Annotated in this window: 17 protein-coding genes and 1 pseudogene; 11 read left to right on the top strand and 7 right to left on the bottom strand. The window is 60.2% G+C overall.

The window, feature by feature from the left end; all coding sequences use genetic code 11:
• Positions 1-138 precede the first annotated feature (138 nt).
• Positions 139-717, top strand: coding sequence for a TIGR01841 family phasin (phaP, locus tag J8I87_RS36505; protein ID WP_209937196.1), 579 nt, complete (start codon positions 139-141; stop codon positions 715-717).
• Between the two features lie 177 nt (positions 718-894).
• Here phaP and J8I87_RS36500 read toward each other — a convergent pair whose 3' ends face one another.
• On the bottom strand, positions 895-1353 hold the full coding sequence (locus J8I87_RS36500) for a hypothetical protein (protein WP_209937195.1): 459 nt from the start codon (positions 1351-1353) through the stop codon (positions 895-897).
• Positions 1354-1971: 618 nt separating this feature from the next.
• Between J8I87_RS36500 and J8I87_RS36495 the strand changes: the two genes are divergently transcribed.
• Positions 1972-2505: a hypothetical protein gene (locus J8I87_RS36495; protein ID WP_209937221.1), complete on the top strand. Its 534-nt coding sequence runs from the start codon at positions 1972-1974 to the stop codon at positions 2503-2505.
• A 395-nt stretch (positions 2506-2900) separates the two neighbouring features.
• On the top strand, positions 2901-3098 hold the full coding sequence (locus J8I87_RS36490) for a YqjD family protein (protein WP_209937193.1): 198 nt from the start codon (positions 2901-2903) through the stop codon (positions 3096-3098).
• Between the two features lie 843 nt (positions 3099-3941).
• On the opposite strand, the gene J8I87_RS36485 is transcribed toward J8I87_RS36490, so the two are convergent.
• A complete protein-coding gene (locus tag J8I87_RS36485) occupies positions 3942-4100 on the bottom strand; it encodes a hypothetical protein (protein WP_209937192.1) in 159 nt (52 codons plus the stop codon).
• A gap of 905 nt (positions 4101-5005) precedes the next feature.
• Entirely contained in the window at positions 5006-5380 is a 375-nt protein-coding gene (locus J8I87_RS36480) for a cupin domain-containing protein (protein ID WP_209937191.1), read from the bottom strand.
• A 471-nt stretch (positions 5381-5851) separates the two neighbouring features.
• Between J8I87_RS36480 and J8I87_RS45220 the strand changes: the two genes are divergently transcribed.
• Complete coding sequence (locus J8I87_RS45220) at positions 5852-6133, top strand: hypothetical protein (RefSeq protein WP_245254413.1); 282 nt, start codon at positions 5852-5854, stop codon at positions 6131-6133.
• A gap of 103 nt (positions 6134-6236) precedes the next feature.
• Here J8I87_RS45220 and J8I87_RS36475 read toward each other — a convergent pair whose 3' ends face one another.
• On the bottom strand, positions 6237-6980 hold the full coding sequence (locus J8I87_RS36475; protein WP_209937190.1) for a GNAT family N-acetyltransferase: 744 nt from the start codon (positions 6978-6980) through the stop codon (positions 6237-6239).
• Between the two features lie 1303 nt (positions 6981-8283).
• Between J8I87_RS36475 and J8I87_RS36470 the strand changes: the two genes are divergently transcribed.
• The 3 genes from J8I87_RS36470 to J8I87_RS36460 all read left to right on the top strand — a co-directional run bounded on the left by J8I87_RS36470 (position 8284) and on the right by J8I87_RS36460 (position 11707).
• A complete protein-coding gene (locus tag J8I87_RS36470; protein ID WP_209937189.1) occupies positions 8284-9891 on the top strand; it encodes an ATP-binding protein in 1608 nt (535 codons plus the stop codon).
• Positions 9892-10255: 364 nt separating this feature from the next.
• A complete protein-coding gene (locus J8I87_RS36465) occupies positions 10256-10645 on the top strand; it encodes a hypothetical protein (protein WP_209937187.1) in 390 nt (129 codons plus the stop codon).
• A 771-nt stretch (positions 10646-11416) separates the two neighbouring features.
• On the top strand, positions 11417-11707 hold the full coding sequence (locus tag J8I87_RS36460) for a hypothetical protein (protein ID WP_209937186.1): 291 nt from the start codon (positions 11417-11419) through the stop codon (positions 11705-11707).
• A gap of 629 nt (positions 11708-12336) precedes the next feature.
• Here J8I87_RS36460 and J8I87_RS36455 read toward each other — a convergent pair.
• Positions 12337-12837 carry a hypothetical protein gene (locus tag J8I87_RS36455; RefSeq protein WP_209937185.1) on the bottom strand — a complete coding sequence of 167 codons (501 nt, stop codon included), beginning with the start codon at positions 12835-12837 and terminating at the stop codon, positions 12337-12339.
• A 310-nt stretch (positions 12838-13147) separates the two neighbouring features.
• Here J8I87_RS36455 and J8I87_RS46475 point away from each other — a divergent pair.
• A pseudogene (locus tag J8I87_RS46475) lies at positions 13148-13246 on the top strand (hypothetical protein); the annotation flags it as partial.
• Positions 13247-14331: 1085 nt separating this feature from the next.
• Here J8I87_RS46475 and J8I87_RS36450 read toward each other — a convergent pair.
• Positions 14332-14613, bottom strand: coding sequence for a hypothetical protein (locus J8I87_RS36450; protein ID WP_209937184.1), 282 nt, complete (start codon positions 14611-14613; stop codon positions 14332-14334).
• 524 nt (positions 14614-15137) lie between these two features.
• Here J8I87_RS36450 and J8I87_RS36445 point away from each other — a divergent pair.
• On the top strand, positions 15138-15557 hold the full coding sequence (locus J8I87_RS36445) for an HU family DNA-binding protein (RefSeq protein WP_209937183.1): 420 nt from the start codon (positions 15138-15140) through the stop codon (positions 15555-15557).
• Positions 15558-15867: 310 nt separating this feature from the next.
• Here J8I87_RS36445 and J8I87_RS46105 read toward each other — a convergent pair whose 3' ends face one another.
• Positions 15868-16674: a helix-turn-helix domain-containing protein gene (locus J8I87_RS46105; protein ID WP_209937182.1), complete on the bottom strand. Its 807-nt coding sequence runs from the start codon at positions 16672-16674 to the stop codon at positions 15868-15870.
• Between the two features lie 97 nt (positions 16675-16771).
• Between J8I87_RS46105 and J8I87_RS36435 the strand changes: the two genes are divergently transcribed.
• Positions 16772-17239, top strand: a complete 468-nt coding sequence (locus tag J8I87_RS36435; RefSeq protein WP_209937180.1) for a FixH family protein — start codon at positions 16772-16774, stop codon at positions 17237-17239.
• An 89-nt stretch (positions 17240-17328) separates the two neighbouring features.
• Positions 17329-18051 (top strand): cytochrome-c peroxidase, encoded by a 723-nt coding sequence (locus J8I87_RS36430; RefSeq protein ID WP_245254411.1) that lies wholly within the window; start codon positions 17329-17331, stop codon positions 18049-18051.
• The last annotated feature ends 74 nt before the right edge of the window (positions 18052-18125 follow it).

Here is an 18125-nt window from a genome sequence, read left to right as displayed (position 1 = left end):
ACGACGGCGAGGATGCAGCTGCTTAGTCCGGGAGCGGGCATTGCTATGCAACCAATTCCTGCCCCCGGGAGCGTTGTTCGCGGTTGCCTCGAACGGCTCCATGGACGACGACCGCCCCCTTTACAGATGGAGGTTGTAATGAGTAGTCTTTCCGGCGACCAAGCGGTTGCTTCGCAAAGAGCCAGTTTCGAAACTCTGTCCGACATGTGGACCAAGGCATTTAGCTGCATCGAGAAGCTGACGGAACTGAACTTGCGGGCGACCCAATCGACGCTTGCCGAAAATCAGGCAATCGCGCGCGTGGCGTTGTCAACCAGCGACACGCAGGAGCTATTCGCGTTGCAGAGCAAGCGGGCGCAAGCCGCCATGGAAGAAGTACAGTCGTACTGGCGGCATGTGTACAACATCATGTCCAGCGCCCAGGCAGAACTGGCCGCGAGCGTTGAGTCCCAATTCAAGCAGCGACAACACGACGCGCAAGTCTTTGTCGAGACGGTGGCGAAAAATGCACCGGCGGGAACCGAGGCTGCCGTGAATGCATTGCAATCCGTTGTCACGGCCGCGAACGAGGCGACTAACGCGACGATTGAAGCCAGTAAGAGAGCCGCCGAACAGGCGCAGGAAATTGCCGAGAATAACGTCGCAGCTGCAGCTTCCGCTTCAAACGGGGTGACCAAACAGGCCGCTGACCAGGCCCGGACTGCAACAAAGCGGTGAATGCATATGAGGCGACGCGACCTCTCGGTGCGCGTCGCCTCGCGCCGCATGCGCGTAACGGCTCAAATAGACCTTCGACCATGCGAACCATGCGAACCATAGTGCACTGCGACACGCGCTTCGTGAGCAACCGGTCTCCGACCTCGAGTCGGTCTGCACCAAACCGAAGTAGCTGTATCACCGCCACTCTATCAGCCGGCGCAGCCATGAACCGCGAGGCGCGCGGGTCGCGTTCTTGTAGGCCTCCCACAGCTTGGGTGACGGCCAGGTCGGGGCTGGCGGAAGCAGCTCCAGCATGCCCGCCCGGATATGAGGTGCGTCGCATAGTTCCCACTGTTCCGCGAAATCGCCGAACCATTCGTCCATTGTGTAGGTGCTGTCATATCCTCGCAGGTTGACGGTTCCTGTATAGCCTTCGCGGACCAGGTCCAGGACGTTCGGCAGTTCGTTGAGCGTCTGCTGGTAAGCACTCTCCAGGTCGAGCACTGGCCAGCGCCCCTGGATGGGATAGCTGGCGCACAACGCATGCACACGTGCGTCGAGGCTCGCACGCACCGCTGGCGTGTCAACCAGCGGGCTGATTTTCTGCTCGCGCAGTGCTACGAAGAACTCCTGGACGGTCAGCCGGTCGGCCATCGCTGCCTCTATAAAAAATGACGTTTGAACAAGCGTAGCAGGATGTTGGCGCTGCTCGTAGCGCCGTGCTGGCGGCGGCCTCGGTCGCGTCGACGACGGCATTTGAGACTACGGCGGCCACGGTGGTCACGGTGGTGAGGGCGGTCACGGTGTAGGCGGCACCGCGAGCGGTAGCGGCGGCAGCTTGTGGTGGCAGCAGCACTGGTGGTGGCGGCACAAGCGGCGGAGGCACGTGCGGCGGCACTGGGGGCACTCGCCGCGGCCGCACCGGGAGCGGGAGCGGTAGTGCAACGGGAGACCACGGCACTTGCTCAGTCTGAACTCGTTTGGAGGCGGTGTTGCCGGCTACGGCCACAGCAGTTCGCCCTACCAGGGCGAACAATCAGCCTGAAATAACCTCGCGGCCAAGAATCGCGAGGCGCCCGGAAATCGGCTCCCCTCGCCGGCAGCCTGTACAGATGATGCAGGGCGCCTTTCATCCTGCTGCTGGATGAGCACTCCGTTTTCCGCGAATCCGGAGCCCGACATGGAAATCGCAGACATTCCAATCGGTCCCACAGACGTCTAACGGCCGTGGGATGCGGTCGGTGACGAACACCGTCAGTTGAAAGGTCGAGTATGCCGAGACAGGGCATCGAAGCCATATCGGCGTGGGTGGGCTTGTGCCCGGCCAAAGGAGCCACGACGTCAGACCTGAACCACAGCGAGAAGCGCTGGCGCGTCGCCGATGACACGACTCTGATGCCCTTTGCCCGTCGTGTCCTTTTCCTGATGCTCGTCGATGCCGCGCTGAAGCCGTGCAATGCCGGCATCAGCCTGCGCGAGCGTGACGCGAACCTACCTCTCTTACGCTGGGTGGCGCTCTCGGGACACTGTACGGCCCGCCAGGCGCGACCGCAGAGAACGCCCCATGTGCTGATTCGGCCGGGTCCCGGAATACGCATTGCTATTATCGAATCACACCTGACACCACCGGAGACGCACATGGCCACCAAGCCGAAGGAACAGAACCCAATCATTGAGAAGTCCGAGGACGACATCGACAGGGCCGTCGATGACACTTTCCCCGCCAGCGACCCTCCGGCGACGAGCGGAGCCACACGGATTGAATCTGAGGACGGCGAAGAAGCCGATGAGGATTCGGCTAAGTAAAAGAATCGCCGTCCACCAGGCGAGACGTTCTGGCGGAATAGTGAAGGGCTCAGGCATCCACCCAGTGGCACGAGGACACGAAGGGCGGCAACCAGCAGGGCCGGACGCTCAAATTACATACCGTACGGGAGCACTTCCCGCCAACGCGCGGGCTGCCCGGTGGCTCACAATGTTGGTACAGGGAGGCGGAAATGGACACAACAAACCAGAAGGATGAGACAGTTGCGGATTCGAACTCACTTCCGAGGAGCACCGTCGCGGACACCATGGAATCCGCGTTGAATAAGCCGCCATCCGGTAACTCGGTCGGTGGGTTGTCGTCGACAGGCGGTCCTGCGGTGCAATCACCGGCCGGAAGTTCCTCAGTCACTAGCCCGAGTAAAGGAGGGTCAGCCATGAATACCGAAACCGACACAACGACGCCAACGCTGAAAGTCGTAAAAGGCGCCTTCGCCAGCGCTCAGGACGCACTGACGAGTGGCTACCGGACCGTGTCCGAGTCAACCGACGACTTCGTGCATGAGAGTCCCTGGAAATCAATCGCGTTTGCGGTGCTTGGCGGCGTCATCATCGGCATGCTCGCTGCCCGTTGACATCGATATCAGGAGAGCCGCGTGTCGGCCGTTCAGACGGCGACGCAGTGCGCCATCGGGCTCCTGCGGAACTGTTCCGTGGGTTTATCGCAGGCTTTCGACCGGGACTCTCCCTCTCCTGACCGACTCGTGCCAGACGGTCAAGCGAAACGTGAGTGGAGGTCAAGCTGACTGAGACGTCGATACAAAAAACCGACATGCCCCTGGAGACCATGCCGGATGAAATAGTTGAACTGCCCGATGCATCAACACCCGAGAATGGAAACTTGGCGATACTGCTGCTTCCAGCTTGTCAGATGGGTCGGGTCGGTCCGAAGCAAATCGTTAATCGCCGACCGCTGAAGCCGTCTCGCACGTACCATGGCACCGTTCATCGGAATGCGGCGCTGGCCATTACCAGCCAGCTGCTTCGAGGCGCCGTTTGTAGCGGTCGGCATCCGACATGGCTCCATCGGTGTATTGGTGGGCCAGGCAGCGGGCAGCGCGATATTCGGAACGATGGCGATGCTGGTCGCCTTTCTTGTCGTCAGGCGTCTGCCGATGGGGGATTGCGCCCGCCTGGCACAGCGGCACGCCAATGAGCCGACGTCGTCGGCATCAGCGTCCCAGGCGCAGCGACTGGCAATACCATCGCGCCTCGTGTGCAATGATGCTCCCTACCGTACCGGCCAGTTTGAGGAGCTTGGTGTGACAGTCTCTCGTCTGCGAGATATTCCCTCGCGGACTTCGTCGCCGCCACGTTCTTCGTCGGCGCCTTTGCTGGCAGTGGCAGTTTGTGAGGTAGGTCGAGCCGATGGGCTTCGCCAGCAAACGGAAACGCCCCGTTTCTGGGGCGTTTCCGTTTCAGGCTTTCGATTTGGTCTTGGGGCGCTGCTTGGCCATTTGAGGGTTTTTCTCGCCCTGCGCCTTTCCGGCGCCCTTCGCCGGCGAGGCTACTTTCTTCTTGCTCGACACGTCGGCTTCTGCCCCGTGAGCAGGTGAGGCCTTTCTGGGCGATGGCATGATGTACTCCTTAGGTCTGTGCCGTTATGGCACTTTCCACATTAGGTGGCGTGCTGGCGAGAATCAAGGAGCGAAAGCAACGTACCTGTGGACCTTCGGCGAAAAATACGCCGACACCGAGGCCGTTTTCGGGTTGTCGCTCCCGAGTGACACCGCGCGTCCCCTGGCCGGGTGGTCAAAGGCCGCCATAGTGACCGCGTTGCGGCGAACTCAAAGGCCGAATAGACTCGCGCTGGAACGCCATCAACACACGGGAGGCGACGATTCATTTTTCCAGGAGACGGGTTAGCCCTCGACGGTCTTGGGTCGCCCCTCACGCAAAAGAACGGATAAGCCAACGGTCAACCCTGTCGGCTACGTCCGTTCGAGAAATGGTGGACGCAGGTCGATGCGTGTCACTTGGGGAGTCCCCGCCCGACCGGCACTTTTACCTGGTCTACAGCAAAGGGGACGACCGCTGTTTCGTCGTCGTGCTAGACATCGGAAACCGTGCTGTCGTTACCATTCTTCCGCTCTCAATGTGGAACAACGGCGCCCTGTCCGAAAGCTCGTCGCAGGCACAGGAAGCTCGAAGGCTGGCGCTCGCGCCACGGTCCCGCCAGCCAAAACGGGAAAATCCCGGGTATCAGTCGAGACGCCGTACCAGTGTGTTCCGCCGGAGGCGATGAGCCAGCTGAGAGCGTACTGCCGCTTGCTGACGCCGCCGCCGTGAAATACAGGTCTGCATGACCCGCCGCTGTGTATTGGTTGCCCCAACTCATCGACGATATGGCTACGTGCCGTGGTCGTCGTCCTGGCTATGGCGACAGGCGACGTCCTCAGCTTCATGGCTCGGACTTACATCTTCTCGACCATGATTTAACCGCGACGGGAGGGGCTTGCACCTCAACCAGGAAACCACGACGTCAAACCTGAACCACGGCGAGAACCGCTGGCACGTCGCCGATGACACGGCTCTGATGCCCCTTGCCCGTCGTGTCCTCAAGCAGTATCGCGCCTCCTGCTGCGACGCGACGTCGTTCACCGTCACTGGCTTCAAACTCAACTTCCCCGCTGAGAACAAATACCCACATGCTCATGGGCGAAGGATGAAGGTCGCCGACCCATCCGCTGGGCGCGCGCAAAAACCCGTAGCGGGTCGCTGCCGCGAAATCCGACACGTCAAAGGGGTCAGCGGGCGGCGCGAAGTTGCGGGTTACCAGCTGCAGATTTACCGACCCAAAATGACTTTCGCCAATCGTGTCTGAAAACAGTTGTGAAAATGTCAGCGCAAACGCCATGGGTTTCCCCTTTTGCGGCCTATGTTCCAGTCGGCGTTCGACGTGCCCAGTGGCTCAGAGGTCTGTGCTACTCAGCCCCGCGCAAGACGTCGGCCGCACAACGACTCGCGTTGAGTGTCCCGCCCGCCGGCCCGGGCGTCAAGGCACGGTGACGTAATGCGACGGCAACGGCCACGGCAACGCGCCAGCACGGCGAACTGGGTCGCAGAGGTGTGCTGTCCGCTTCGCCGGGACTATTTCTGCCTGGCCCGGGGTAAGACGCACATGGCTCCGTCGGCGGTCTTCCTCCGCGGCGACTGTCGGCCGGCGGCTCAACGAGAAATTTTCGGTTTCAGAAGACACAAACCCGTGGTCAACATCTCGGCCGTCCGCGACGTTAAGGATGCAAGAGGCGAGAACCCTCCGCCTCTCTCTCGTCGCGACCCGCGCTCCTTTCAACGCCGGTCGGCTTTATACATGCTGGAGCGGAACATGAAAAGCGTGAACGGGCAGTCTCTGCGCAGCCAGGTCGAGAAATGGCTAGCACCGGCTCCGGCGATATCGGGTCATGTAACCAGATTTAGTCGCACCCGGTTGGGCGGGCGACGGTGTGTGTACGTTGAGACGTCGTCATCACGCGGAGTGCGCGCGTTGTTCTTCTTCAGGCACGATGACGGCAGCTGGTACGTGTTTCCGCCTGCTGCCGACCGGTTGCGGGCGACTGCCGACCGCATTGCCCATGAGGGGTCGGCGCCGGCGTCCCCACCCGCGTAAGGCCGGGGACCATCGCGCGTTGCGCTCGCGGCTAGCCCCTGATGGACGTCGCTCGGTCCAACCACGAGATAGGCGGAATCCACGCAAGGAGCGGGCACCAGAATTAGCGCAGCTCCAGCTCGATATCATCAAAGAGCACGTGCTGAAGCCCGCTCGAGAACAGGACGCCAAGTTCGTCAATCTTCTCGCGAAGGAAGTTGACGGTCATATGAAGAAAGTGCGCGCCAGATGACGAGTGGATATCCGCTAGAACAGTGAGACTGAAGAGCGTCGCCTTGCGCTGGCGCGAAAGCCGGGACTCGAGTTCAAGGAGTCCAGCTACCGAAAGCTGGGCAACGGACTCGGCGAGTGCGGCCCCAACCCCAACGCCACGATGTTGAGGCATGACCCAGATTTCAAGCACCTCGATTTCAATCGATGGAAGCTGTCCGGTGGCGGCGTCCTCAATACGGACTACGAAGGTGCAGTAGCCCACCGGTGAGCGGCCGGCATACGCGACGAGCTGGTACCCGAACCGCGCGCAACCGGCGACGGACTCGCCGTCTCCGCAATCTTCCCCCTCGGTTACAGAGGACCAGGCAGTGTGCTGCTCTGACAGACTTTGCCCAGAAAGAGGCGCTGCCTCGCAGCTCGCCTCATCCTGCTCGCGCGCATCACGCAGCTTCTTTCGCAATAAGCGGGCCGAAGCATGGGGAGATGAGTTTTCATGGTGCCCGCAGTAGACGACATATCGGCGGCCGCCGCGCTCACACTCAAGAACAGTTCCTCCGGCCCGGACCTCAAGTGGCAACGGTGTGGCAAGCGGCTTAGACAGCAGTGAATGGCGCGCGCGCAGGTCGAAAGTCATGCAGACGGTAGTGAGTCTCTGGGTGGACAGGTTGAGCCCCTATTTTATCGCTGTGGCTTGCATGGCCCCTACGGACATCGCCACCACCGCAACGGCGCTGCGTGCGACGCTGCATCAAGCGCTTTCATGACCTGCGCCTCACTGCGCAACCCGTGTGCGGCGCTCTCTCACAGCAAGCTGGTATCAGCAAGGCCGGTGTCGGGTCTGCGATATCTGCCCCTATTTCGCTGACCACAACAAGCCGTCGCAGGCTTCGTCCAAGAGATGACCTGGCGTTAATGACGTGGGGCGAGGGCCTGTTGAGGCCCATCGCGTGACAAGCGTCACTGGCACGCACGTTGCGTTAATACGGGTACCTGAGCGCCATGCATCTGGGTGTGCCTTCCCACTGGACCGGAGGATAAAATGACCAGTACCAGAGAGCAATCCTTACGTTCTGTGGTGGAGAAATGGTTTGAGTTCGAGCCTCTGAAGACCGCCAAAGTCACCATGTTTAGCCGGACACTTTCGGGTGGAAGGCGTTATGTGTGCGTTGAGACCATGCACGACGGAGAGAAGCTTGCACTATTCTTCTTTCGGCACGGCGACGGCTGCTGGAGGGTATTTCCTCCTGCTCCGACGTTGCCGGAGATGACCTTGGAGCGACTGGCTGCATAGCGTGAATGCGGCGACGCACGCAATACTGTTGCGCCCAGTACCCTTTGCCGGCGGCAGGACGGTCCAGTCTGGTACCCTCGCTCGCGTTCCGGATGGAATGTTCAGCATCAGTAACGCGTAGGAGGCAACGATTCACTTCTCCCGGAGACGGTCCAGTGCGCGACAATCGTAGGTCGCAGCTCACGCAAAGGAACGGGTAAGTCAACGGTCCACGCTATCGACAACAACATCTATTTGAGAAATGGTCGACGCAGGTCGATACGTGTCACTTGGGGAGGCTCTGCCCAACCGGCGCTGCTGCCTCATCTACAGCAAAGCGGACGGCCGCTGTTTTGTCGTCGCGCAGGACATCGGCGACCGTGCTGTTGTTACGGTTCTGCCACTCTGGATGTGGAATAAGGGCGAATTATCGGAAAGCTCGCCTGAGGCAGACGAAGCTCGAAGGTTGGCGCTCGAACCTCGCTCGCGCCAGCCAAAACGATAAAATTCCGGACATCAGTCACGACGGCCGACCGGCCTGTTCAGGCGTAGACGATAAATCACCCGGCAGCCAGGTATGTTCTTTGCGCCTATTTCATAGGGACCAAACCCGAACGAAGGTTGAGTCGATATGGGGGCCATCTATCCCGCTAACGAGCGGGAGCGTTTGCGCCGGCTACATAGCTTCGGATTCCTTGACACACCAACAGGGTCGTCGTTTGATGAGATAACGCGCCTGGCGGCAATGTCGTTGCATACGCCGATAGCGTTGATTAACTTCATTGACGAAACCCGACAGTGGTGCAAATCGGCCTGGGGGATGCAGCCTCGCCCCGTGAGCATGAGCAGGAAGAAGTCGCTGTGCGCCCACGCCATGTTGACGGGTGACATGCTCGTCATTCCGGACGCTACTGAAGATGAGAGGTTCCGCGACCACCCGCAAGTCGTCGGGAAATCCAAGGTAGTCTTCTACGCCGGGGCGGTATTGAAAACGTCAGACGGCGTAGCCCTCGGTACGCTGTGCGCTATCGACCATGAGCCGCATAGTGTCACCGCTGATGAGAAGCGCGCGCTGAGGACGCTCGCCAATTGCGCAATTATCTATCTCGAAGGACAGCAGGCTTCCAAACGCCTATCGGAAGCGCAAAGTCGTCTGGAGACGGCTGCTCGCAACCGGGACGAGTTTCTGGCGATGCTGGCGCATGAACTACGCGCGCCGCTCGCGCCTATCCACACAGCCGTCGAAGTCCTCGCCCGGCCTGAGACGAAGGATGCCCAACGCACCTGGGCCCAGCAAATCCTGCGTCGGCATGTCCACTACATGAGCCAAATCGTCGACAACCTGCTGTCGGCGTCCCTCGTGTCTCGAGGTGTCGTAGCGCTAACACTGGAACCGGTGCGCTTGCGTGACCTCGTGGACCGTGCAGTCGAGCTCAGCGAAGCATCCGTGGCAAAGGGCATCCATAGCCTGAGCATAGACGTGGACGAGGCGCTCTACGTGGATGCCGATATCACCCAATGCCCGCTGATAATCGCCCATCTGTTGAAGAACGCGGCGACCTACACGCCCCCTGGCGGTTGTATTGATGTGAGCGTCCAGGCAGGCGAGACGGAGGTCGCCCTTCGGGTGCAGGATACTGGCGTTGGAATTGCCGCTGCGGACCTGGACGAAGTTTTCGAGCTGTTCAGACAGACAGAGCGCTCGCTAGCGCGTTCGCCCGGCGGAATGGGTCTGGGACTGACGCTCGCGCGCAAGCTGGCCGAACTCCACGGAGGCACGCTGGTTGCCAGTAGCGATGGACTGGGTCGCGGCAGCGAGTTCACGCTGACGTTACGCCGGGCTGCGCCGGTGACTGCTCCAGTTATCCGTGGTAGCGATGATGTATTGACGGCGGCAACGCCGATGTCCGTACTCATCATCGATGACAACCATGATACGGCAGACGCGATTGCGCTGTACTTCGAACTGTCTGGCCATGCGACACGGGTCGCCTATTGTGCCGCCGAGGCATTGGCTATCGTGGATAACTGGGTGCCCGACGTCGTATTGAGTGACATCGGACTTCCAGACGTGGATGGGTATGAACTGGTCCGGGCATTCCGCAAACTTGAGCGCCTTAAAACAACGACCTTTGTGGCGATTACCGGATATGCCGATGACAGGTTGGCAGCCTTGGAGGCGGGCTTCGACGCACATATGTCCAAGCCCGTGGACGCAGGCAAGCTCGAGCAGTTTCTGATTAAGCGTAGGGCGACGAGCAATGGCTTGCCATAAGCGGTGATTTTGGAAGGCGAAGGTTCCTGGCGCTCGAGAGTGAGAGGCGTCCGGTCGCCAGCCTGCCCCGGCAGGGACGAATGCTTGTTCATTCCGCCTGTCTCTCAAAGTCTCCCGTTCGATTCTATGTGGTCGCATTACGCCGACCAGTATCAAGGCGCAGTTGTCTCTTTCGATGCGGACCACGAGTTCTTTGCTGGTGTGGCCGTCCGGTTGAGGTTCAGGGTTCTTTAAGCGTTCCGCGCGCAGAACGGCTTGTGCGCTCGCTAACAGTGCTGTTGGCTGCAACGAAGCAGAATCTGATTCGTGGATGTGTCCAACGCGTATCGCCTCAGCACTTGCATCAAGTTACGCGGGAAACCGCATGGTTTCTCCTATCGACGGCTGGATTGGCCACAATCGTTATTCAGACCATCGGCCGCCACATGGGCTGGTACTCCAAAACACAACTTTCAGGGATGACACGGTCATGGAAGCAAACGACTATGACGGCAGCTCTTCGGCGCATCGTGCTCATAGAAGGCACCCCGTGACGCTGAGCGCGCACGAACTCGCGACGCTCTTTCGCCTGCGCAACGCGTCGGTTTTGACGGACGTTGAAACGCCGGATGTCATTGCGCTACAGGAAGCGGGGATGGTCCAGGTCATCGTGTCGGAAGACGGTGATGCGGCGCTGGCGCTGACCGTAGACGGGAAAGTATTGCTGCGCATGCTTGGCGCCGAGCCAGTTGGGAGTCGCAGTGACCCAAACTAATGCGCCAGTTGGCCGAGTGTCCTGCGCGGTCTGGCCTTCGGCTGGCCAACACCATCAAGCGGTTGCTCCTTGTTCGGCGTGCAGTAGACGGGTCGATTGCTTGATGTAAAGGCGCTTTACCCGCTACCAGAACGCTGGGCCATGCGGCGCGCACATCAACACTTCTATCGCAACTGCAATTGCGAATTGAATCTTCCGGATGCTCTCCGAGGAAGTCAAGTATCTCTGCCTTCGGGGTTGAAAACGTCAGAGGTCTCGTTATCATGGACGTCTCCGGAGCCGTAACACCGCCCGCAGAGCTGCCACCGCTCTCCGTCACATTTCGGGCACGTGATGGTGGTGGACGTGCGAGACACGTCTGAAACAGTCTCGACTTCGGTTATCTGCAACTTCCCCGTCCCCCCACATTTTTCGCACGTGATTTTTCCTTGGCCACCACATTGCTGACAGGTAGTCATCGTCTCCCCTCCCGGTGGTTTGGCGTACGTGACCATACTACTCCGAGCGCGTGATGCTGCACGAAGCTCGACAACGACGAGCTTCGATACACCCACGCCTTCATGTTTGGCAAGCGAGAACGCGGGTGCAACGCTTCCTCATCTTGGCCGTTGCAAGGGCTGGACACAGACTACACTTCATAGCAGTCGCGACGGCCCCACGCGGGCCAAAGCGGCGATGCGGACCAGATTTTGGCCCCCCTTGCCAGCTGCCGCAGCTGGATGGGCGCGCCAGCCATGGTCGTTCCTATGGTTCACCAACAGGAGGCAAGCCATGCATACCGTTGTAAGGAGATATTCCGGAAAAGGAGCCAAGGAATTGTTCGACGTGCTGGAACAGCGCACGGCGGATATTGAGGAACTGATGCGCTCAGTAAAGGGTTTTGTCGGATACACGCTCGCGCGCACTAGCGAGGGTGGCCTCTCGGTGACCGTCTGCCAAGACAAGGCAGGTGTTGACGAAAGCGTTCAAAAAGCGAGGGACTTTGTTGCGAAAAACGCCGGAAGCGCGGGTGCGGGCGCACCTGAGGTATTGGAGGGGCCAGTCCTCCTTCACGTGAAGTGACCACGCGTAGGGTTCGACGAGGTATCCCACCGACCCCCGATACAAGTCGGCCTTCGAGACCCTTCGAAGGCCGATGGCGGGCTCACTATGCGACGGCTTGGTCGCCTCTCGGACTTGTTCAGCTATTTGCAATTTCCGTTTCATGCAGCGCAGTGCTCGGCCAGCCCCTTCACGCTCGCTGTCAATTCCGTAGCTAGCGGGGCCGCATGAGCTAGTTTCGAGTACCCAGTGCCTCCGAAAGTCCGGGCTGACTCCGTCATAATGCTGATGTTGGGACGAAACAGCCCTTCAAATGCGGGGCCTTGTGAGAAGTTCATTGTCCGGCCTACGCGGGACGTTTCACCCGAATCGAATAGTCGTCCCGCTCCGACTGGAAGATGTCGCACCCGGCGTTACCCCGTGCAGTGTCGATAACCGTCGAAGGCGCGTCATACTCCTGGCCGAACAGCATGAACCGCCTGCACTGGCGGCATCCGACGCCAGTTCAAGATGCCTGAGGCACTGCCATATCAGCGATGTGCTTACTCATACGCGCGTCCCGCATTCGTGACAGCCGGCACCGTAGCCTTGTTCGTACGCGCGCTGGGTCGATGCTATCGTCCCGCATTGGTTTTCGTCGCTGCACCGGCTCATGTAGGCGGACTATCTTTCCGAGCAGACGCACTGGCTGCTTCTGCCTGTGCGGTTCGTTGTCGTTCCGGCACGCCTGCTGTGGCCGGCGGGGGAATACTTTCCCGCGTTCCGCGAGCTTGCGATGTCGCGCAAGACGGCCCGAGCCTGACCTTCCGAATAAAAAGCGGCTGACGCCGCTGTATTGCCGATACTGCACGTCGCGAGCGCCGTTTGCGCGCGAAGAGCAGGATTTCCTTATAGGCGTCCGCAAGCATTTGCAGGACGCCGCAGGCAAACCCGAGAAAGAGCACACCGAAACCTATGGCGTAGGACATGATGGCGGCAACAGCGAAGCTCGTGCTCGACTCGTTCTCGACTACATACCAGACATCCGGCAGATGCACGAGCATCCAGCCAGCGCCTGCGGCAATCGCAGACCACAGGAAAAAAGCCGCCACGTACATAGACACGTTGCCGACCAGGCAGAGCGCTCGCCAGGCGGCCAAAATGACCTTCATAAGGCAACTCCAAATCGATAGTAGTCCTGTTTTGAATGGACAGACAGGCACGCCGCTTTACTGCATCACGGCTGGAGTTACGCGTCTCCTGAGGAAGGAGAAGAGGCGCTCGAAACGCCACGCGGTCGCCATCAATATCGACACGTCCTGACCGGGTACGGGAAAACGGGTTCGGCACCCGCCGCATAATCGACCGCCGCATACAACGTGCCTACCCGCACTTTCGTCTAGTGCCCAGCACGCTCTCATGCCGGTATGTGCGACAGAACGAGAAGAACGGGCGGCGCCGCGGCCATAGCGGGGTGCCTTCGTCCGAACGCTGCTCTCGGAACTGGGGCTTAAGGCGTGGCTGAAGACCAGCGGCGGAAAAGGGCTGCACGTAGTCGTGCCACTGAACTCGCGGCTTGACTCCATGATTGACGCCAGTCGTCCCCATTCACGGCTGTTTAAGCCGTCAACAGCACTGTCCGCTCAGGGCTTGTTCTTTCCGCGAACACTCCTTGGTGGTTCCCCGGTGCTTCCACCGCTCCTCCTTCGGCGATAGAAGAGTAAGGTGCATCCAATCGCGACAAGCACGACCGCCACCAAGCCGACACTCATGCCGGTCGCGCCGCGCGGGTTTCTCACGCTCGAAGCAGCAGAAGCGACCGCTGGCGTAGAGGCATGACTCGCGACAGGCTGCGGCAGCGCGATGCCAGCGGCACTCCCTCGCTGCACGAGGGATGCCTCCGAGGTCGGAGATGCCTGTGGACTTGGTTCGGGAATTACGTCGGAAGTGGGTCCTACGGGAGCCATAGCGGTCACGGAAGCTATAGCCGGAGCCACTGTAGTGCGAGAATTGGTTTCGACAGACTTGGCCATCGCCTTCCACCGCGCGAATACGGTGTCGATGCAGTGGACGTCGGCGCAGGCGTTCCGCGATTGCCTCCACTGAGCGAGTTGTCCGGGCGAGAGCTTCCCACTTCTCAGCAGAGCCTGCTGCTGCGCGAAGATATCGTCGTATTCGTTGTTCAGGATGGCGTGGTCGCATATGACCCGCTCAGCCGGTTGTCGGGTGGTTGCACAGTGAATATCGCTCGCCCATGCTCCAGATGAGCCTAAAGCTGCCAGTGGCAGCAGCAATGCTAGATGTCGCCTCAGATGCACGAGTTCTCCTACAAAGTTATTGCCGTGATTGGACCGCGGTCGCTTGTGCGTGCACTCCAAGGTGTAAGGGGTCGGGGATACTTGGCGCCTCGGCTGCTACCCCAGCGAGCTGAAGCGGTTGGCCAAAACTTCATCAACGCCTAGCACGACAAAATCGGTTCTATGCAGAGATGAAAGGCGAAACACGGCGGCAAGTGACTGCCTGTATCAACGGCGCCGAACCCATATCAAGGGGCGCTGGATTCGGAATGGGCTTGAGGTTGCGCTGACAGGATGAGGGGCAATGTGGGTGCGCGTCGAATCCCTTCCGCGGGCATTCAGACGCTATCTGGAGCAGGCTTCGGTGAATCAGTCGTCGTCGCCATGGTGATGATGCTCCCTTCCACGGTGACGACCGTGGTCATGCCACCGGCGCTCGTCGCCGTAGCCCCCTTCGTAGCGGTAACCGTAGCCGTAGACCGGGGCTGGTGCGTAGATCACTGGCGGCGCCTCGTACACGACAGGAGGGGGTGCGACATAGACTGGTCCTGGCACACCCAGATAAACTCCGATGTCCGCGTGAGCGAGCGCTGCGCTGGATGCGCACGCAGCGGAAATGCCCACTGCCAGAAAAAACATAACGCGGTTCATGGTGTGCTCCTGCCCTGCCCACTTCTGGCCGGTGCCAGACAATGCCGAGCGGTGCGGATTTTAGCGGTGGCGCGTGGAAGCAGGTGCGGTTGAAATGTCAATTCTGTAACCGGCAGTAACCACCTCTGCGGTACTGCCGGCTCTGGTCGTGATTGCGGCGCGCTCAGGGAGTCGCCCGACACATGGACGCGCTCACCGACCTGGACAGGCGGCTGCGTCGAATACTGCAGGCGCCAACAAAACTTTAACTCCGTCCTTTCCTCACCCGATGGGTGTATTTGCCTCGAGCAGATTACATTGAATCGCCCGCTCATCCGTGGGGCCCTCAACTCGGGAGTTGGCGCCGAACTCTCCCGTGGCCCTGCTTCAAACTGAAATATGCCTTGTTTTATGGGCTGATCTGCTTGCATTGACCGCAAACCGTTGCTACGCTTGCCTCCAGCTTAAGTCGACGCATGTGCCGAGCATTCCGTGCCTCGGGGTGCCTCGTCTTAAGCATTCTCGAAACCGGATATGAGGATGTCATGGCAACCAAGACCGCAAAACCTGCAGCCAAGAAAGCTGCAACGAAGACCGCAGTGAAGAAGGCGGCACCGGCGAAGAAAGCAGCACCGGCGAGCGCAGCGCTCAAGCCGCTGAAAGATACCTTCACGAAGGCGTCGCTGGCTACGCACGTTGCCACCCAGGCCGGCGTCGAGCCGAAGCAAGCAAAGGCCATCCTCGCTGCGCTCGAGGACACCATCCTGGGGTCCGTTCACAAGAAGGGCGCGGGTGAGTTCACGCTGTCGGGCCTGCTCAAAATCGGCGTCCAACAGGTTCCGGCGAAGAAGAAGCGCTTCGGCAAGGACCCGTTCACGGGTGAAGAGCGCTGGTTTGACGCCAAGCCGGCGACCGTTCGCCTGAAAGTGCGCGCTCTGAAGAAGCTCAAGGACGCAGCAGCCTAACCACACGGCGCTCGAATCGCGAAGGCCTGCTCTCAAGCGGGCTTTTTCTTTAGCTCAGCGTTACGCTCGGTGCGAGTGGTTAGCCTCGCTGTGTAACACGCTGAGCAGAGTGGCCCGCTGCACCGCCGCAACTCGAACCTTTGCAATCAGCGCGACGACGTCCTCGTCCCCACGAGTCGCTGCCTCAACTTCGTACGGAGTCTTTGCCTCCAGAAGGACGCGAGCATGCATGACGCTTTCGAGCGCAGCACGTACGTCGGCCGCCAACTACGATGGCTAGCCGCAAGCGTGGCTCCTATTCGATTAGACGTCATTCTTGGACACGAAGTCGCAGCGCCGTTGGCTCAATACCAAACATCCGCTTGTGCGTGCGAGAAAGGTGTGCAGAGTCAGCAAATCCCGCCTGATGCGCGGCGGTTGTCCAGGACGAGCCAGACATGGCCGACTCAATAGCCAGATTGATACGCAGCCAGAGCACGTAGGCTCGGAACGAGCTTCCGGTGCCTTCGACGAAAAGATGTCGGAATCGGCTTTCAGACAAGCCCACTTTTGCGGCTACGTCGCCGAGTGAGAGGTTATTTCCGAGATTTGAGCGAATGTACTCTAAAGCCCGGGGGAGGCGTGGGTCCATGTTTTTCTCTTCAGGTAGCGCGGTCCGGCACAGCTCGGCAATCACCGACATCGCGGCCTCGACCATCGCCTTGGCAGAATGGTTCGCCCTCAGCGCTTCGGACAGTATGCTTGCGGCCGCGTGGATGGCATCCGCCGGCAGTCCGGCGACGGTGCTTGAACCAAACCGGGCGGTCAGGGCTCGCCCTTGGAGAGTTTCGGGTTCTACAAAGATGTGGGCGACGGTAGTGCCGCCGCTAACCTCAAACTGGTGCTTGCAATCACTGGGCACGACCGCGCCGTCATAGTCCGTCCAGCCTTCCCCGGCTTGCGTGCGAAAACGGAAGCTACCGCGTAACGCGACGGCGAGCTGTTGGGCATGATGCCCGTGCCATTGCGTCCTGCCTTGGGCGTCACCTATCCAGAGGCTGCCGCCCTGCCAGAAATAGATGCGCCCGGTGCCATGCGCGCTGGCCGACGAGTCGGCTTCAGTCTGCCCTGCGGTCACGATTGCTCCCTCAACTCAGCCGTTTTGTTCAAGCTCAGCCCCTTGACCGGCGCTGACAATTGCCGCTTCGCACACCGTCACCGTCAGGAATCGTACGATGAAGTTCAAACTCTCGACGCCGACCGCTATCGCGGCGGTCGCCTCCTCTTTTCTCATTTCCGCCTGCGGCACTCCGCCGACGGACCTCGACCTTTCGCTACAGCATCCTAGCTCACAAGGCAAATTCCTGGTACGCATGGAGCCACCAGCTAACGGACCGGCCATCAATCAGTTGCATGCGTGGCAGGTGCACGTGGATACGCGAGATGGAAAGCCAGTGTCCCACGCCACAATTGGCTTCGATGGCGGCATGCCGCAGCACGGCCACGGCTTTCCCACGAAGCCACGCATCACGCGGGAAGTAGCGCCAGGTGTCTACTCACTGGAAGGCGTGAAGTTCAGTATGACCGGCTGGTGGGACATGCGTCTGGCAATTCAGGCCGGGGGGGACTCCGATCAGACCGTGTTCAACGTCATCGTTGCGGACTCAGGGATTCAGCGAGCAGCCTCGGTGACAGCGAAATGAACCCCCTCCGCGAATCTGAATTGCCCTCGACACGACAGAAGATTTTGCGCGGAAGGCTAGCGGGCACACTGGCGGCAGGCGGTATTGGCTTGGCACTGCTAGTCGCCCTCGCCGGCTTTGCGCCCGCGGCTGGCGCTGCGGCCGATGCTGATTGGTCGCAAGAGGAACGGTCCATCATTACTTCAATGAGCTTAAGCAAACTACCAGCGCCGCCCGCGGACCCGTCGAATGCTGTGGCAGACAAGCCCGAAGCCGCTCTCCTTGGCAAGCGGGTTTTCGCCGATGTCCGCTTCTCCCGCAATGGCGCCGTGTCGTGTGCAAGCTGCCATGCACCAGACCGCCAGTTCCAGGACGACCGGCCGGTGGGACAAGGCCTCGGCCTTGGAAAGAGGCGAACCATGCCAGTCGCGGCGTCGGCGTTCAGCCCGTTCCTGTTCTGGGACGGTCGAAAGGATAGCCAGTGGGCACAGGCACTGGGGCCATTGGAGGATGGCGCCGAGCACGGCGGCAATCGCGTCCGGTACGCTCAGGTCATACGGACCGTTTACCTGCATGAATATGAGTCGCTATTTGGTGCTATGCCGGACCTGCAGGGCCTGCCTACAGATGCGAGCCCACTGGGTACCCAGGACGAACAGCGGGCCTGGTCGGGGATGACCGACGGGCAGCGCGATGCTGTGAATCGCATATTTGCCAACCTTGGCAAAGCTATCGCAGCCTATGAGCGAACGGTGACCTATGGAGAGTCGCGTTTTGACCACTATGTTGATGCGGTCCGAAACGGAGACCGCGCGGGCGAGCAGGTGTTGTGAAGTTGACCCAGAAAAGCGGACATCTATCCTTTGGAGAAGGAGGTGCCGATTATGGGCAAGCATCGTACCCCGTA

This window comes from Paraburkholderia sp. LEh10 (genome assembly GCF_017814945.1).
Lineage (GTDB): Bacteria > Pseudomonadota > Gammaproteobacteria > Burkholderiales > Burkholderiaceae > Paraburkholderia.
This window is presented reverse-complemented; position numbering and strand designations above follow the sequence as displayed.